17 protein-coding genes are annotated in these 16,437 nt (G+C 42.1%); 5 read left to right on the top strand and 12 right to left on the bottom strand.

Going from position 1 to position 16,437, the window contains the following annotated elements:
• Positions 1–103 precede the first annotated feature (103 nt).
• Positions 104–1,141 (top strand): type IV pilus twitching motility protein PilT, encoded by a 1,038-nt coding sequence (locus ACINWC323_RS00505; RefSeq protein WP_004770978.1) that lies wholly within the window; start codon positions 104–106, stop codon positions 1,139–1,141.
• A 24-nt stretch (positions 1,142–1,165) separates the two neighbouring features.
• Positions 1,166–2,284: a PilT/PilU family type 4a pilus ATPase gene (locus ACINWC323_RS00510; protein WP_004770977.1), complete on the top strand. Its 1,119-nt coding sequence runs from the start codon at positions 1,166–1,168 to the stop codon at positions 2,282–2,284.
• A gap of 96 nt (positions 2,285–2,380) precedes the next feature.
• On the opposite strand, the gene fur is transcribed toward ACINWC323_RS00510, so the two are convergent.
• Complete coding sequence (gene fur / locus ACINWC323_RS00515) at positions 2,381–2,818, bottom strand: ferric iron uptake transcriptional regulator (RefSeq protein WP_009516168.1); 438 nt, start codon at positions 2,816–2,818, stop codon at positions 2,381–2,383.
• Positions 2,819–2,929: 111 nt separating this feature from the next.
• Here fur and ACINWC323_RS00520 point away from each other — a divergent pair, with 111 nt between their 5' ends.
• Positions 2,930–3,328: an outer membrane protein assembly factor BamE gene (locus tag ACINWC323_RS00520; RefSeq protein WP_004655148.1), complete on the top strand. Its 399-nt coding sequence runs from the start codon at positions 2,930–2,932 to the stop codon at positions 3,326–3,328.
• A gap of 53 nt (positions 3,329–3,381) precedes the next feature.
• On the opposite strand, the gene ACINWC323_RS00525 is transcribed toward ACINWC323_RS00520, so the two are convergent.
• The 11 genes from ACINWC323_RS00525 to ACINWC323_RS00575 all read right to left on the bottom strand — a co-directional run bounded on the left by ACINWC323_RS00525 (position 3,382) and on the right by ACINWC323_RS00575 (position 14,034).
• Positions 3,382–3,705: an RnfH family protein gene (locus ACINWC323_RS00525; RefSeq protein WP_009516141.1), complete on the bottom strand. Its 324-nt coding sequence runs from the start codon at positions 3,703–3,705 to the stop codon at positions 3,382–3,384.
• On the bottom strand, positions 3,706–4,788 hold the full coding sequence (locus tag ACINWC323_RS00530) for an SLC5/6 family protein (protein ID WP_009516183.1): 1,083 nt from the start codon (positions 4,786–4,788) through the stop codon (positions 3,706–3,708). It lies immediately after the preceding gene.
• 247 nt (positions 4,789–5,035) lie between these two features.
• Entirely contained in the window at positions 5,036–5,491 is a 456-nt protein-coding gene (locus ACINWC323_RS00535; RefSeq protein ID WP_009516181.1) for a bacteriohemerythrin, read from the bottom strand.
• 284 nt (positions 5,492–5,775) lie between these two features.
• Positions 5,776–6,624 carry a class II glutamine amidotransferase gene (locus ACINWC323_RS00540; protein WP_032881791.1) on the bottom strand — a complete coding sequence of 283 codons (849 nt, stop codon included), beginning with the start codon at positions 6,622–6,624 and terminating at the stop codon, positions 5,776–5,778.
• Between the two features lie 99 nt (positions 6,625–6,723).
• Complete coding sequence (locus ACINWC323_RS00545) at positions 6,724–7,500, bottom strand: GNAT family N-acetyltransferase (RefSeq protein WP_005229071.1); 777 nt, start codon at positions 7,498–7,500, stop codon at positions 6,724–6,726.
• A gap of 125 nt (positions 7,501–7,625) precedes the next feature.
• Complete coding sequence (gene argB / locus ACINWC323_RS00550) at positions 7,626–8,525, bottom strand: acetylglutamate kinase (protein WP_005229070.1); 900 nt, start codon at positions 8,523–8,525, stop codon at positions 7,626–7,628.
• Between the two features lie 13 nt (positions 8,526–8,538).
• Entirely contained in the window at positions 8,539–9,960 is a 1,422-nt protein-coding gene (locus ACINWC323_RS00555) for a phosphomannomutase/phosphoglucomutase (protein WP_009516133.1), read from the bottom strand.
• A 193-nt stretch (positions 9,961–10,153) separates the two neighbouring features.
• Complete coding sequence (gene dut, locus ACINWC323_RS00560) at positions 10,154–10,606, bottom strand: dUTP diphosphatase (protein ID WP_009516196.1); 453 nt, start codon at positions 10,604–10,606, stop codon at positions 10,154–10,156.
• Between the two features lie 57 nt (positions 10,607–10,663).
• Positions 10,664–11,137, bottom strand: coding sequence for a DUF695 domain-containing protein (locus ACINWC323_RS00565; RefSeq protein ID WP_009516175.1), 474 nt, complete (start codon positions 11,135–11,137; stop codon positions 10,664–10,666).
• 6 nt (positions 11,138–11,143) lie between these two features.
• On the bottom strand, positions 11,144–13,183 hold the full coding sequence (rep, locus tag ACINWC323_RS00570; RefSeq protein ID WP_005229067.1) for a DNA helicase Rep: 2,040 nt from the start codon (positions 13,181–13,183) through the stop codon (positions 11,144–11,146).
• Positions 13,184–13,380: 197 nt separating this feature from the next.
• Complete coding sequence (locus tag ACINWC323_RS00575; protein WP_004770962.1) at positions 13,381–14,034, bottom strand: YiaD family glycine zipper/OmpA-like lipoprotein; 654 nt, start codon at positions 14,032–14,034, stop codon at positions 13,381–13,383.
• 379 nt (positions 14,035–14,413) lie between these two features.
• On the opposite strand from ACINWC323_RS00575, the gene yihG reads away from it, so the two are divergent.
• Both yihG and ACINWC323_RS00585 read left to right on the top strand, forming a co-directional pair.
• Complete coding sequence (gene yihG / locus ACINWC323_RS00580; protein ID WP_009516136.1) at positions 14,414–15,331, top strand: 1-acylglycerol-3-phosphate O-acyltransferase, YihG family; 918 nt, start codon at positions 14,414–14,416, stop codon at positions 15,329–15,331.
• 24 nt (positions 15,332–15,355) lie between these two features.
• On the top strand, positions 15,356–16,414 hold the full coding sequence (locus ACINWC323_RS00585) for a hypothetical protein (RefSeq protein WP_009516157.1): 1,059 nt from the start codon (positions 15,356–15,358) through the stop codon (positions 16,412–16,414).
• Positions 16,415–16,437: the final 23 nt, after the last annotated feature.

The following is a 16,437-nucleotide window of genomic DNA, read 5'->3' as shown; positions in this document are numbered from 1 at the left end:
GTTTTTTTGCTTTCCCATTCTCTAAGGTGTTGGTAAGCCGGAATGAAAGCCTTATATTATTCTACAAAATAATGAGACTTTTTGAGTTTGTTTCGGGGAAATTATGGATATTACAGAATTACTCGCCTTTTCAGTCAAGAACGGTGCATCAGATTTACACCTGTCAGCGGGTATGCCTCCTATGATTCGCGTAGATGGTGAAGTCCGTCGTATCAACTTGCCAGCACTGGAACATAAAGATGTACACCGTCTAGTGTACGACATTATGAATGATAAACAACGTCGTGATTTTGAAGAAGACCTAGAAACTGACTTTTCATTTGAAGTACCGAATATTGCCCGTTTCCGTGTGAATGCCTTCAACCAGAACCGTGGCGCTGGTGCCGTGTTCCGTACCATTCCTTCTAAAGTGCTAACCATGGAAGATTTAGGCCTCGGTACAATTTTCAAGGAAATCTGTGATTATCCACGTGGAATTGTGTTGGTGACAGGCCCAACAGGTTCGGGTAAGTCAACTACCCTCGCGGCAATGATCGACTATATTAATGAAAACCGTTATGACCATATCCTCACGGTAGAAGATCCAATCGAATTTGTACACCAGTCGAAGAAATGCCTGATCAACCAGCGTGAAGTACACCGTGATACGCATGGCTTTAATGCTGCACTGCGTTCTGCCCTGCGTGAAGACCCGGATATTATTCTGGTCGGTGAGATGCGTGACCTAGAAACCATTCGCTTGGCATTGACCGCTGCGGAAACCGGTCACCTGGTGTTTGGTACCTTGCATACTACCTCTGCCGCAAAAACCATTGACCGTGTCATCGACGTATTCCCTGCTGAAGAAAAAGACATGGTGCGTGCCATGTTGTCTGAATCTCTACAAGCGGTGATTTCACAAACCTTATTGAAAAAGAACGGCGGTGGCCGTGTGGCTGCACATGAAATCATGATCGGGATTCCGGCAATTCGTAACCTTGTCCGTGAAAATAAAGTCGCGCAAATGTACTCAGCGATCCAGACAGGTGCCAACTACGGTATGACCACCTTGGATCAAAGTTTGAAAACATTGGTGTCCAAAGGTTTAATCAGTCCGCAAACGGCACGTACCGTGGCGAAACAACCCGAGTCATTCCTATAAAAATAAAGGGATTAGAGAAATATCATGGATTTTAATGACTTACTCAATTTGATGATTCAGCAGAATGCCTCAGACTTATTTGTCACGGCGGATGTTGAACCTTCAATGAAAATTAACGGGCAGATTGTCCCTGTTTCAAAAACCAAGCTGTCTGGGGAAATCGTCGGTCAACTGGTACAGTCCATCATGACCGACAAACAGCGTAAAGAGTTTGCCGATACCCGTGAATGTAACTTCGCGATCATGAATCGTGAAAAAACGGCCCGTTTCCGTGTCAGCGCCTTTCAGCAACGTGATATGCCGGGCATGGTTCTGCGTAAGATCGAGACCCACATCCCCACCATGGATGACCTGAAACTGCCAGAAGTACTGAAAGAACTGGCAATGACCAAACGCGGCATCATCATTTTTGTAGGGGCAACAGGTACTGGTAAGTCGACTTCCCTCGCTTCGATGATTGGTTTCCGCAACCAGAATTCTAAAGGTCATATCATTACCATTGAAGATCCGATCGAATTTGTACATCAGCATGCAGGTTGCATTGTGACACAGCGTGAAGTGGGCATTGATACCGATTCATTTGAAGTAGCATTGAAAAATACGCTACGTCAGGCACCCGATGTGATCCTGATTGGTGAGATTCGCTCTCGTGAAACCATGGACTACGCGATTGCCTTCGCAGAAACAGGTCACTTGGTACTCGCGACCCTACACGCCAACAATGCCAACCAAGCCTTAGACCGCATTATTCACTTCTTTGAAGCTGATCGTCATAGCCAGCTGTATATGGACTTGTCATTGAACTTAAAAGCATTGGTGGCACAACAGTTAATTCCAACGCCTGACGGCAATTCGCGTCGTGCTGCGATTGAGATTCTGATTAACACCCCGCTTCTGGCCGACTATATCCGTAAAGGTGAAATTCATGAGATTAAAGATCTGATGAAACGTTCACGCGAGCTAGGAATGCAGACCTTCGATCAGGCTTTATTTGACCTTTATAAAGCAGGTCAGATTACCTATAAGGATGCATTGAAGCATGCAGACTCACCAAACGATCTACGTCTCACCATCAAACTTTCAGAAGAAGGCGCAGACCAGTTATTGAGTGCCAGCCGCAACATTACCTTTGATGGTCAGTAATTCAAACTAAGCCATTAAAAAAAGGGAAGGTTTTTGTAACCTTCCCTTTTTATTTGTTCAATTTTCGTGAACTTTAAATTTTTAACTCAACTCAGCTTATTTTTTACGATAAGCCTCTTGGCATTCTGCATCACTGCAATAGCCGTAAAGATTTAAAGAATGGCCCGTTAAGGTAAATTGATGCTTATCAGCAACCGCATGTTGCTCTTGCTCAATAATATCATTTGTAAATTCAACAACTTTGTTACAGTTCAAGCATACAAGGTGATCATGATGATCTTCTTGCATGATTTCAAAAACAGAATGGTTGTTTTCAAAATGGTGACGCTGAATGATACCGGCAGCTTCGAATTGTGTTAACACACGGTAAACCGTTGCTAGACCTACATCTTCACCTTGCTCAAGCAAAGTTTTATAAATATCTTCAGCACTTAAATGATGTTGTTTTGAATTTTCTAATAATTCCAAAATCTTAATACGAGGAAGGGTAACTTTAAGTCCAGCTTTGCGTAAGTCTTGATTGGAAATCGGCATAAAAAAAGGTCTCTCAACAAATCTTAAGTTGGAATAGGCAATAGAGTTTAGATGCAGTATGATCTATCCTTGAACCAAATGCATCATCATTTATCAGGATAGTGTAGCAAAATGCAAAAAATCATGCTGGCGTTGTTCGTCACTTCAGTACTTAGCGGTTGTTCAGTCTTTGGTGTTTATAAAGTCGATATTCCACAGGGAACACCATTAACCAAAGCACAAGCATCTCAAGTACAAGTGGGCATGAGCTTTCAGCAAGTCCGTTTCTTGCTGGGTAGTCCAACAGTGACAGATCCACTAAATCCACAACGTTGGGACTACATCTACAACTACATCCCGGGTACCTATGCCAAAAAAGCAAAAATACCTGCGGCACACGGCCAGCATTTGAAAGTTTATTTTGATGCGAATGGTAATGTCGAACGTCTGGAAGGCTTGGATACGATTCCAGAATCACAACCTGGTTTACCGGCATCAAAAGAAGCGATTTTGACTGCGCCCCCACTATAACGGCTTTGCCGTAAAAAGAAACCCCTCATCGAGAGAATCGTGAGGGGTTTTCTTTATGAGCTTGATGGTCTAAAGCGATTACCCTTGATAAATCGTCCAACCGGATTCTTTTCTGCCCGTTTCCGACGGATATCTTTGGGATTAATGGTTAAGGGACGATAGATCTCGACCCGGTCCCCGGCCTGTAGCACAGTCTCAGCTTCAATCTTGCTACCAAAAATTCCCAAATGTAAAACTTCTGGCAGGCCCACCTGCTCGGCTAAGCCACTGGCATCAATCGCCTGCTGAGCCGTCATTCCCTCACTGAATGCAACCTTAAGATGGAACTGCTGCTCAGGTGTGGTGTAAGCCACCCAGACTTGTTTAATCGGTTCCATTTAAATCACTTGCCCGATCACCGCAATAATCGCGACCACAATTGAAAGGGGTAACACAATACGGATCGCAATACGCCACAGGTTATAGAACAGCTCATTGCTAAAGCCCATGGCTTTACGCAGATGACTGATCTTCATAATCCAGCCCGCAAACAAGGCATAGATCAGGCAAATGACCAGGCCCCATAACATCAATACAGTATTAAAAACTTGCTCAACTTGAGGCACTGCCCATACTGCAACGGCTGCAAGTAAAATTGCCCATTGCACTACAACCGCCAGCTGGCGCTGCGCCAGTTGCTCTTTTGCAAACTGGATTAATAAGGCAGCCGACATCAGGGCAGCAAAACCCCACGCTAACGCAGGCAACTGAGCCTGAATCGAGAAGAAACCAAATGCAATCACGGCAAGCAGTTGAGCTATCCAGATCGGCAACACTGAAGTGGTTGCAGCTTCCTGCTTTTTCACTATTGCCAGACTACTCTGCCAATATAAGCCCAAACCTAGACCACTTGCGACCAAGGCCAGCACGGTCGCATTGCCCCACTCGCTAAACTCCACACCCGTCCAGTGCCAAGCCTGTAACTGGGTGCCCATCACATTAGCAAGAACGAAAGCAGCAACCACACCAATAGTGGTCAAAGCAATCAGGAATTGACGGGGAATAAAAGAAAGTGCAAATGCCACAAGCGCAAGAATCGCGAACAGGATCTGACTCGAAATATTAGATGCCAGTTGCGCATTCACCACATGGCTTGCAGTGCTTAATACGCTACCTGCAAAAAACGGGACGAAAACAACTGCTAACCAGCCAACCAGACGCCATTTGGGTGAAGCATCGGCATCACGGGTCAGGCTTGAAAGGGCTTGCAATGCAGTGGTTTGTGAACGCTTTGCTAAAGCGATTTCAAGATAGCCGATTGGCAGTGCCAATAAAATCATGGTCCCTAACCAAAGCAACCAGAAATCGAATTGACGATCAATCTGGATACCCACCGTCGGTGCCAATGTGGTAATCATGACAAAAGATAGGCAAAACGCCATCACTGGGGCAAACCAGCGTGACAGAGTTGTGTCCTGCATAATGCATTCCTTGAAAAATCTTTGAACTCATTGCGCTTTATGGTGTTTGCAATGAAATATTCAATCTATTTTGCCTTTCTCACGCTTGAAAATCAAAACAAAAGATCGCAAAAGAAAAAAGCAAATCACCTCGTCAAGATGATTTGCTGCGCACCAGTTATTATTTTATTCATTCGACCCCCTGTATATCACTCATACCAACCTTATTATTTTTTATAACAAGGGATCTTTTTTTATTATCTTATTATTATGAGAAGAATCGAGAAAACCAGTTCTTCCCTTTTTTCTTTTCATTTTCTTTAATAATACCAATCATATTTTCTTTGACGGCACCGACATAATCGGCATCATCATGACGAATATGATTAATCAACCACTTTGATAGTGCTTCATGTAGCTCACCATCAATTTCCTGCCCCAATTCAAAACGCTGACGATAAGTCTCTATCTTTTTGATAAATAAGTCATGTACCCGTTTATGCGGCACACGATATTTATAATTTGCTTCTTCCTGCAAGCTTTCTTCAAAGGTAAAATGAGACTGGGTATAATCAATAATATTATCCAGAATCCCTTTTAACTTTGCACGGTCATCGTCTTCTTTTAATTCATCAATTTCATTAATATAATCTAGAATACGACGATGCTGATCATCGATCACCTCGATTCCTGTATTATATTCGACAGACCATTTCATACCCATATCGAACCCCAAACCATATTTGATTTAATGAATACGGATATAATATCGGTAAAGTATTTAAATAAAAACGCAGCATTTTTGTCAGGTTTGCATTTTTTATTAACAAAACATAATAAACTATTGTTTTATATTTAATTTAATATTTTTACCGATCAAAACACTCAAGTATTTTTTAACCAGCAAGAAAAACTATCTATCTAATTTTATTGATATAACCAGAAAAATGAGTACTAATTTTTTTAATAAAAACAGTTAAAACATATATTCTGTTTATATCTTCGATATTAATATTGGTCTGCTTTGGTGATTCGTTTTAATGCAGGATTTTCTGCCTCGCGGATTAAACGCTCGACTCGGGTTAAAGCATGCAAAATCGGTTTGCCACACTGGAATAAAATCATTTCCCCAGGCTGGTAGGCAGTCCACGCTTCGTTATGCGTTAAAGGTTCTGTGGTAATCACTGCCACACGATCGTCAGGCGTCGTGACCTGACTAAAATCAACTTCGACATCGAGATCAATTAAGTGTGCATGCTGGAAAGGGTATTCGCGTACCAGCCAGTGCAATTTGGTGGTGGCATAGCTATACAGCGCCTTGCCATTGGACAAGCAGAAATTGAAAGTTCCATGCTCGGCAATTTGTGGAGAAATGCGCTGCAATAATGAAAAAATTTCTTCTAGACTTGGCTCGGTATAACCAAATGCCTCAACCATCTGATCGAGTAAATAGCAAAATGCCAGTTCACTATCGGTATTACCAACCGGTTCGAAACGACCGCTTAATTCAGGTTTAAAGTCATGCAAATCGCCATTATGAGCAAAAATCCAGTGTCGGCCCCACAACTCTCGCAAGAAAGGATGTGAATTTTCTAAGTTGATTTTGCCTTGGGTCGCTTTACGGATATGCGCAATGACATTACGAGACTTGATCGGATAGTTACGAATCAGATCGGCAATCGGAGATTCGACTGCGGACTGGTTATCGACAAATAGGCGACAAGCCTTATCTTCAAAGAATACGATACCAAAACCATCACAATGATCAGACGTGACCCCTGCTCGTTGGGAAAACCCACGAAACGAAAAGGTAATATCTGTCGGGGTAGCACAATTCATTCCTAATAGCTGGCACATATCTTTTAACTATCTAACATCTATGCCTATTGTGCATGAGGTTGAGATCGCTTGTAAATCTGAATATGTGCTCACTATTAGATTAAGAATGATAAAGCACTAACGCTGCACCATTTTGTTCATCACAAAAGACATGGCGATCTTGTTCACTTCCAGAAACACAAAATAATCCAGACATTTAAAGTCTTCATCATAAAATGCCTGTTTTGAAAGTTTCGACTGCATGCCCAGATAAGTCTGGAATAGTTTTGGCATGCGCTCATCTTGCGGAAAGCTATAGTCAGGACGTTCTGGTTCAAATATACGCTTTGAGCGGATATCAATACTTTGATGCTCACCCAGTTGCTGAATCTGGCGATGGGTATAATAGGCACGGGCCAGATTATCGTCTAAATGGATACTGACACAGCCCATTAAATATTTGGCACGCATTGACCATAATACTTTAGGCACCAGATTCAACCATAGCATGGAGAGTGCTTTACCAGAACGAAATTGAGGGTGAACACAGGTTCGACCAATTTCTAAAACACTCGGTAAATGTGATAAATGTGGAACAATTTCGAATTCTTGCGCGCTGTAGCTCTGCCCGATTTCATGGCCTTGAAATAATTTCAAGCGGGTATAGGCAACAATTTCACCTGTCCATTTCTCACGTAAAACAGCATGTTCACAGCCAAAATCATACAGGTCCTGATCTAAACCGTCTTCAAAAGACATGCCAAACTGATGGCTAAATTGCGTCGCTCTAAAACGTTGTACATCTTGTAATTCTTTTAAATTATCCACCCATTCAAAACGGAACTGGTTTTGAGCTGGTTTGTGGCGTAAAGGTAAAGTCAATGTCTGACGATATTGATTTAATTTTTCTAGCATAATGAAAGCTCCTTATGACTAGCTTTACCTTAAAGCGCGTAAATGACATTGAGATGACTAAAACATGAACAACACATGACGAAAAAAGAGGCCCTATAAAGGCCTCAATTTTTTAATCGGCAGAATTAATGCTTGACCCGATTGGTAATTAAAGTCCCTACCCCATGATCGGTAAAGATTTCCAACAAACTTGCATGCGGTACGCGTCCATCAACGATATGCGCACTCACCACACCACCTTTAACTGCATCCAGCGCACAACCGACTTTTGGAATCATGCCACCATAAATCACGCCTGTTTCAATCAGACGGTCAACTTCTTGCGTAGTCAGGCCTGTCAACAGGTTCTTATTTTCATCCAGTACGCCACTGATATTGGTCAATAAGATCAGTTTTTCTGCACCTAAGGCTTCTGCAACCTTTCCAGCCACAAGGTCTGCATTGATATTATAAGTATTGCCCTCTTCATCGACACCGAGTGGTGCAATCACAGGAATAAAATCACTTTGAGTAAACATTTCAAGGACGTCGGTTTTTACACCTGTGACTTCGCCCACCATGCCCAAGTCAATTTGTGAAATGGAACCATCTGCTTCCTGTTTTTCCATCAACAATTTGCGTGCACGCAATAGGTTGCCATCTTTACCGGTTAAACCGATGGCACGACCACCATGTTTGTTAATCAAGTTCACGATCGATTTGTTGACACTACCGCCCAATACCATCTCAACCACTTCCATGGTCGCTTCATCGGTTACACGCATGCCATCAATACGGTCAGATTCCTGCCCTAAACGTTTTAATAATGAATCCACTTGTGGACCGCCACCATGTACAACGATCGGATTTAAACCGACTGTTTTTAATAACACGATGTCACGGGCAAATGAACTTTCCAGTTCAGGATCAGTCATCGCATTACCACCATATTTTACAACCAACGTTTTTCCTGCAAATCGTTGGATATACGGCAAAGCTTCAATCAAAATTTTTGCTTTATCAATGCCGATATGTTCATGTGGCATGCGTCTCTCCTTATTAAGCCTGTGCGAGTTCTTGTGCAATCTGTGGATAATGATCTTGCAACATGGAAACAAACTTCTGGCGAATATCGATTAACCGGTCCGGATTGTCTGCATCGAAGCGGACGGTAAAATATTCACCCGTATTTGATGCTCGAATAATGCCAAAACCATCATCAAAATCAAGTCTTACCCCATCTATTTTACTTAAACGTGCGCCTAAACGGTGACTTAAAATCTCTATTTCATTTAAAACCTGTTGCGGGTTGGCATCATGGGTACTGATATAGGTATCTTCTGTACAGTAACGTTCAGGATAAATACTCAGTAATTCAGACAAGCTTTTTGCAGTGGATTGAGTCAGATATTCCATCACCCGCAGAGCCGCATAGAGGCCGTCATCATAGCCATAACCGCGTCCATCGTTAAAGACATAATGGCCTGCATATTCTCCGCCAAAAACGGCTGCACCTTTGGATTGAGATAAATAGGCCCGTAAGAAGCTGCTGCCGGTACGGATCATTTTGGCCTGACCTGCCAGTTGCTGAACCGTATCCGCCACCATACGCGAGCATTTCACATCAAATACAATTTCTTTTTGCGGATGCTGCTGTAAACAGATTTGTGCAAATAGGGATAACAACCGGTCAGGGCTAATAATATTTGCCTGCTGATCCAGCAATACAACCCGATCGCCATCTCCATCTAGGGCAATACCCAGTTCCGCCTGCTCTGACAGGATCACAGCCTGTAACTGCTTTAAATGCTCGGCATGGGAAGGATCGGGTGCATGATCAGGGAAATGCCCATTGGCTTCGCAACGTAATGCGATCACCTCACAGCCTAACTTTTCCAGCACTTGTTTTGCACAACAGCCTGCCGAGCCATGTAAACCATCCAAAGCTACTTTTAAGGGACGTGCCAGATGAATATCATCAATTAAAGACTGTTGGTAAGGTAAACAATATTGAGAAATGATCTGATGCGGGCGAATATCGGCGGAGAAATTTTCATTTGCGGCTGGTTGGGAAATCTGAGCAAGCTGTCCAACGGATTGAATCATCTCTGGACTCGGAGGCTCCCCTTTCACAATCCATTTAATGCCGTTATCCGACTTTGGATTATGACTGGCAGTGACCATAATGCCATTACCCCCAAAATCACGAGCAATGTAATACATCATTGGCGATGAGCAGCAACCGATATTAGTGACTTGCAATCCTTGTTGCTGAAGAACGTGCTGAATAATTTCAGCATAATGAGGACTACTTAATCGCGCATCATACCCAACCACAACCTGGTTCTGTCCAGCATTTTTATAGTTTAACGCCAGGGCATGCGCAATTGAACAAATAATATTTGGCGTGAGATTTGAAAGTTTTCCGCGAATATCGTAGGCACGGAAAATATTCAAAGGAAAAGTTTGTTGTATATTCACAGCAAGCCCCTATTTTTATAATCATTCTGATTATGCAAGATGGCGAAATTATTAAGTAATTAACTAACCCTTGTTCAGAAAAATTAAAATAATTAATCAGTTGCTTTGTAATATACTTTAAACAAACAATCAATATGAAAAATGCAACGTTTTCCAGTAAAACATTGCATTTTAAGTGATATTTACCGGAATCTTATTGTTGACCGGTATGTCCAAAACCACCCGCACCACGCTCGGTAGCCACAAACTCATTGACTTGTTCAAACTCGGCTTGTACCACAGGTACCAGCACATATTGTGCCAAACGCTCACCTGGCTCTAAACGGAAGGTGTTTTGACCACGGTTCCAGACTGAGACCATCAATTCGCCTTGATAATCCGAATCAATCAAACCCACCAGGTTACCTAAAACGATACCGTGTTTATGACCTAGACCTGAACGCGGCAAAATCAAACCTGCAAAGTTTGGATCTTCGATATAAATCGCCAAACCGGTTTTTACCAGAACCGTTTCACCTGGCGCAATATCAATCGCTGCATCTAAACATGCACGTAAATCTAAACCTGCCGAACCTGTGGTGGCATAAGAAGGCAAAGCCCACTCTTGACCTAAACGCGCATCTAATACTTTAACTTGGACTTTCATAAAGCTAACCTTTCAAATATAAAACTTCTACTTCCAAAGACTAGAAGATGTAATCAACTAATCTTTTAAATTTTTCATAAAATCTGAATACAAATCCCAATCTGGTTGATAAGTTTCAACAATTTTTATTGGATAAATTTTCTTACCCTTTAAAGCTTGGTTGAATTTCTTTTTCCAAACAATCGGATTTTTTACATACCAAACCCACTCTTTTCTAGAGTTTCCAGTTACAACTAAAACTAGTTGGCCTAAATCTTTGGTATCTAATTTAGAAATATCTTCTTCAAAAGCAAATTGTGCACCCATTGTTGGAGACTCAGGCATTCCACTCTTATTAATATCTGAGTAATACCAATAAATTCTCAATAAATATGGATAATTCGACTTGACTATACCTTCTGCATATTTGCCACGAAATACTAAAACTTTTCCATTTTCAAAACCTTTTGCAGTAAAATAGGTTTCTTCTGCTGTTACGGTTTGGCTAAAAAACAGCAATGATAGAAAAGTAATAAAAATATATCGCTTCACAAAAAACTATCGTTTCAACAATGCTTTTAAATTGGCAAGATACTGCTGCGCCTGCTCTTTTGGATCGACATTCGGTGCCAGTTTCTTTTTACGGCCATGCCATTCCAGATCATCTTGCGGCATTTCATCTAGGAAACGACTTGGGGTCATCTGACGCATTTGTCCACCGTTCTTACGCTGTTCAGCCAGTGTCAAAGTTAAGCCCTGACGCGCACGGGTAATGCCCACATACATCAAACGGCGTTCTTCTTCGATGGTTTCCGATGCAATCGAGTTTTTATGCGGTAACAGTTCTTCTTCCAGACCGATCATATACACATAAGGGAACTCCAGACCTTTTGCCGCATGCAACGTCAACAAGTTCACTTTGTCGGTGTCTTCTTCTTCCTGTTGCTGCTCAAGCATATCCAGCAATACCAGTTTGCGAATTACACTTTCAATATTTTTCTCATCGACATCATCGGTTCGATTCAATAGGTTTTGAATACTGCTATACAAACTTTCGATACTGTCGAGCTTGGTTTTTTCCTGGGCAGGTGTTGCGGCCTGTTCGCGGATATAATCGATATAGCCCGCTTCATTGATCATTTGACGAACCTTTGGCATCGGCTCATCATCATCAAGTAACTCGCGGGTAAATGTCGCGATAAAATCAGCGAATTCATGCAATTGGGTGGCCGCTTTCTTCGGCAACACCATGCTTAAACGCTGATCAGACGATGCCGTAAGCAAAGACAGGGTATTTTCCTGGGCAAATAAACCGAGTTTTTCCAAAGTCACCGGGCCAATGGCACGTTTTGGTGTATTAATAATACGCAAGAATGCACTGTCATCTTCAGGGTTAATGATAAGACGTAAATAGCTCATCACATCCTTAATCTCGGCACGCGCGAAGAAGGACTGACCACCCGACAATTTATAAGGAATCTGCATCTGGCGCAGTTGGGTTTCAATCACGCGGGCCTGGAAGTTACCACGATACAAGATCGCATAATCTTTCCAGTTTTTACCGTTCATCAATTTATGCGTGATCAGGTCTTTCACCACGCGTTCTGCTTCATCATCGTCATTTAAGCAGGTAATCACGCGAATACTTTCGCCATGCCCCTTATCACTCCACAATTTCTTGTCGAAAATATGCGGGTTATTCTCAATCACGGCATTGGCCGCTTTTAAAATACGGCTGGTCGAGCGATAGTTCTGCTCAAGCTTAATCACTTTGAGATTATGGAAGTCTTCTTTCAATAACGCCATATTTTCAGGCTTGGCACCACGCCATGCATAAATCGACTGGTCATCATCCCCTACGGCGGTGAACTGCCCCATCACCCCGACCAACAGCTTGACCAGAGTATATTGCGCAGTGTTGGTATCCTGATATTCATCCACCAGCAAATAGCGAACACGGTTTTGCCATTTATCCCGTACTTCAGCATTTTCCTGAAGCAAACGTGTCGGCATGACAATCAGGTCATCAAAGTCTACCGCGTTATAGGCACGCAAGTTACGCTCATACAGCTGATAAAGATGGGCAAACTGGACGTCTTCAACCGTTTCACAAGTTGAATGGGCTTGTTCTGGAACGATCAGGTCGTTTTTCCAGTCCGAAATTTTCTTCATTGCCTTGGCCAGCAGTTCTTTACTCTCTGCCCCTGACAAGTTGTCACGCTGCATTAAATCCATCAGGATTCGCTTACAGTCGTCCGCATCTAAAATAGAAAAGTTGTTTTTAAGCGGTAAATGTTTTAGTTCAAGACGAAGTAAATTCAAACCAAAGGTATGGAAGGTTGAAACCGAAAGTCCTTTTGCTTCTTCACGTGACAGTAATTTACCGACACGCTCCTTCATTTCACGTGCGGCCTTATTGGTAAAGGTCATTGCCGTAATACGATAGGCTGGAATGCCACATTGCTGTACCAGGAAAGCCACTTTTCGGGTAATTACCGATGTTTTACCCGAACCTGCACCTGCGAGTACCAACAAAGGCCCCTGAACATATTTCATGGCTTCAAGTTGCTTGTCATTAAGTTGACTGGCAGATGACATTGGTTATTCCTCTCTCGTTTCCGAGCCTGATTTTTCGAGCACAATTATAGACATCTATGTTTTAGAAACCCAATAGTAAATCTAGGGATATGTATAAATTATGATGTCTTGTACAAATGCTGCGCCACGGCTTGTCGCCTAACTGGATAGACAATAAAAAAACCACCCGAAGGTGGTTTTTTAGAAATCAGTAAAAATTACTGTTTTGCATAAATGCTGATTTCTACACGACGGTTTTGTTCTTTACCAGCAGCAGTCGCGTTTGAAGCGATCGGGTTAGAAGAACCATAACCTTGCGCATCGATACGGCTAGAAGATACGCCTTGACCAGCCAAGTAGTTCTTCACTGATTGCGCACGTGCTTGAGATAACGGGATGTTGATTGAATCGTTACCAGTATTATCTGTATAACCCGTTACCAAGATCGCACTCTTGTTATCTTCACCTAAAGTTTGCGCTACTTTGTTTAAAGTGCTGTAGAAGTTAGGTTTGATGTTTGATTTGTTTGTATCAAAGGTAATGCTACCAGGCATGATTAACTGAACAGAACCATCTGGGTTACGGCCTACTTCTACGCCAGTACCAGCCATTTGCTCACGTAATTTTTTCTCTTTATTGTCGAGATATAAACCACCAGCAGCACCAAGCACAGCACCGATTGCCGCAGCACGGTTGTTTTGTTTACTTGTATTTGCGTTACCTTTAGATACGCCATAACCTGCTGCTGCACCAATTAATGCACCTAAAGCAGATTTGTCATATTCAACGCCACCGATGTTATTACCAGTCGTTTGGCAACCAGAAAGTACCAATCCAGCCCCTACGAGTGTTGAAATTACTAATGCACGCATTGCGTAGCTCCTGTCTATGTATTTTGTTGTCTGGACAAATAATGAAGGAGAAAACGGCCCTAGACCATTGATATTTTGTTAATAATAAACACTTTATTTGTATTTTTGTAATATTTTGATGCATTTTACTTGAATAAAGCATCACAATTTCTTCATGTTTATGCTTTTCACACAATATTTTTTTTATGTGACATTCATCACATGGATACCTTTTCTGATCTCAATCTGGGAAACCGGTATTTAATCGGAAAAAGTAGCATTATGCCGTTTAAATATATAAAAATTGTCAACATCTGAAAATATACAGTTGTATTTCAACATCTGTTGTTTATAGTTGGAACATCTCATTTTTCAAACCTCTGCACTCAAGGCTCGATTTATGTCTAACGCCAATAAAAAAGCGTCCTTATTGCAAAAAGTCAGTAAAGGATTAACCGTTAGCTCAGTGATTACAGGCAGTACATTTTTTCATGGTCCTCCTGTCCTGGCATTAGGTTTAACCAAATTATTTAAAAAATCATCAAAAGTAGACGAAACCAATATTCAGATCACCAACAGCTGGCTCGGGGTAAATAACTGGTTAATTGACAATGTATTGCCAGATTTACACTGGGATATCAGCATTGATGAAAGCCTTGACCTGAATTTGCAGGGCCGATATATGATGATCTGCAACCATCAAAGCTGGGTCGATACCACAGTCAATCAATATTTTGGCCTAACCCGTATGCCGCTGACCCGCTTCTTTACCAAATGGGAACTCATTTTTATTCCATTTGTCGGGCAGGCATTCAAAATCCTCGGCTTCCCGATGATGAAACGTCACACCAAAGAGCAAATCGCAAAAAATCCGGAACTCAAATCGCGTGATATGCTGGAAGCTCGTAAAGCCTGTGAACAGTTACTCAGTCAACCGTTTACCTTACTGAATTATTTAGAAGGGACTCGCTTTACCCCGGAAAAACATGCTGCACAGCAATCCCCTTATCAGAACCTGCTTAAACCTAAAGCCGGTGGTCTGGCTTTAGCACTGAATATTCTCGGCGATAAAATTGATGCTTTGGTCGACATGACCATTGTTTATCCAGATGGTGCGCCAGGTTACGGCGAATTCTGGCTCGGTGATGTGTCTCGTATCGCCGTGGATTTACGTAAGATTGAAATTCCAGACTGGGTACTGGGTGGTCATTATGAGGATGATCCGGTTTATCGTGAGCGCTTCCAGAAATGGGTGGACCAGATCTGGACTGAAAAAGACCAACTAATTAGCCAGATGAAAGCCAGATACCATCAATAGTTGCACAAGGAATTGTAGTAAGACATGACCCAGCCGGACTCAGGAAACAACTCTAAATATAACTATGTCAATCCGAACAGCAAGTTCTTCAAGCTGTTTCTGGTCTATGACATTTTTATGGTCTTTATTATTGTTTTTAACCTGTTCTGCTTGGGCATGAACTTTTTCCTGATGAGCAATATCGGGAGCTGGTTTTTTAATACCATCCAGCTTCCGGCAGTACTCGAGTTTTACCGGACTCACCTACACCCGTGGGTGATTACCACCGAAGCCTGGTTTATTATCTTTTTAATTGTTGAACTGGTAATTCGCTGGTTTCTGTCGATTGTGCAAAAACACCATGCACGCTGGTGGTTCTTTCCTTTTGTACACTGGTATGAAATTCTGGCGATCATTCCCTATTTCCGTTTTTTACGTTTGTTCCGTGCAGGCGTGATTGCTTACCGTTTATATGAACTCGGTTATAAAGTCGTACCAGACGGCATTCGCATCAAAGCCGTGTTTTATTATCGCGTGGTCATGGAAGAATTATCAGATCGTGTCGTGATTACCGTGATTGACGGAATCCGCCATGAACTGCAAACCAGTTCGCATCATAAAAAAATTATTCATGATCTGGTCGAACATCATCGACAACTGTTTACGGTGACCTTGGCCTCGATGCTACAGGAGTCGCTGGCTGCAGCATTACAACAACAGCAACCTCTGATTACCCAGAAAGTGGGCATTATTGTCAATCAGGCCATTGAAGATACGCCTGAACTGACGCAACTATTACGCTTGATCCCGATTGTGGGGGGAAGAATCGAGCAACAGATTCAAAGTATTGGTCAACGTTTAGGTGAAAATATCACCGCTGGTTTGATTGATCCTTTTATAGCGGGATCAGCTCAGCGACCAAATGCAAATTATCAATATATTGCCGAGCAGGTCAGCCAGTTAAATATTGATAATCAATATCTGGAAGAACTGGTCGAATCGGTGGTATTTGAAAGTCTGGAAGCGATCAGAAAACAAGTAAAAGTGAAGCAATGGCAGCAAACTTTGCAAGAATCTGATCAATTGGATAAAAAAGCAGAATGATTACAAGAAAAATTACCAATCGA

Origin of the sequence: Acinetobacter sp. WC-323 (assembly GCF_000314615.1) — a bacterium.
Taxonomy (GTDB): domain Bacteria; phylum Pseudomonadota; class Gammaproteobacteria; order Pseudomonadales; family Moraxellaceae; genus Acinetobacter; species Acinetobacter courvalinii.
This window is presented reverse-complemented; position numbering and strand designations above follow the sequence as displayed.

What these genes read in the sequence shown, in the direction of transcription:
- ACINWC323_RS00505 (WP_004770978.1), top strand. Translation starts at nt 104, where the DNA reads ATGGATATTACAGAATTACTCGCCTTTTCAGTCAAGAACGGTGCATCA.
- ACINWC323_RS00510 (WP_004770977.1), top strand. Translation starts at nt 1,166, where the DNA reads ATGGATTTTAATGACTTACTCAATTTGATGATTCAGCAGAATGCCTCA.
- fur (WP_009516168.1), bottom strand. Translation starts at nt 2,818, where the DNA reads ATGCCGATTTCCAATCAAGACTTACGCAAAGCTGGACTTAAAGTTACC.
- ACINWC323_RS00520 (WP_004655148.1), top strand. Translation starts at nt 2,930, where the DNA reads ATGCAAAAAATCATGCTGGCGTTGTTCGTCACTTCAGTACTTAGCGGT.
- ACINWC323_RS00525 (WP_009516141.1), bottom strand. Translation starts at nt 3,705, where the DNA reads ATGGAACCGATTAAACAAGTCTGGGTGGCTTACACCACACCTGAGCAG.
- ACINWC323_RS00530 (WP_009516183.1), bottom strand. Translation starts at nt 4,788, where the DNA reads ATGCAGGACACAACTCTGTCACGCTGGTTTGCCCCAGTGATGGCGTTT.
- ACINWC323_RS00535 (WP_009516181.1), bottom strand. Translation starts at nt 5,491, where the DNA reads ATGGGTATGAAATGGTCTGTCGAATATAATACAGGAATCGAGGTGATC.
- ACINWC323_RS00540 (WP_032881791.1), bottom strand. Translation starts at nt 6,624, where the DNA reads ATGTGCCAGCTATTAGGAATGAATTGTGCTACCCCGACAGATATTACC.
- ACINWC323_RS00545 (WP_005229071.1), bottom strand. Translation starts at nt 7,500, where the DNA reads ATGCTAGAAAAATTAAATCAATATCGTCAGACATTGACTTTACCTTTA.
- argB (WP_005229070.1), bottom strand. Translation starts at nt 8,525, where the DNA reads ATGCCACATGAACATATCGGCATTGATAAAGCAAAAATTTTGATTGAA.
- dut (WP_009516196.1), bottom strand. Translation starts at nt 10,606, where the DNA reads ATGAAAGTCCAAGTTAAAGTATTAGATGCGCGTTTAGGTCAAGAGTGG.
- rep (WP_005229067.1), bottom strand. Translation starts at nt 13,183, where the DNA reads ATGTCATCTGCCAGTCAACTTAATGACAAGCAACTTGAAGCCATGAAA.
- ACINWC323_RS00575 (WP_004770962.1), bottom strand. Translation starts at nt 14,034, where the DNA reads ATGCGTGCATTAGTAATTTCAACACTCGTAGGGGCTGGATTGGTACTT.
- yihG (WP_009516136.1), top strand. Translation starts at nt 14,414, where the DNA reads ATGTCTAACGCCAATAAAAAAGCGTCCTTATTGCAAAAAGTCAGTAAA.
- ACINWC323_RS00585 (WP_009516157.1), top strand. Translation starts at nt 15,356, where the DNA reads ATGACCCAGCCGGACTCAGGAAACAACTCTAAATATAACTATGTCAAT.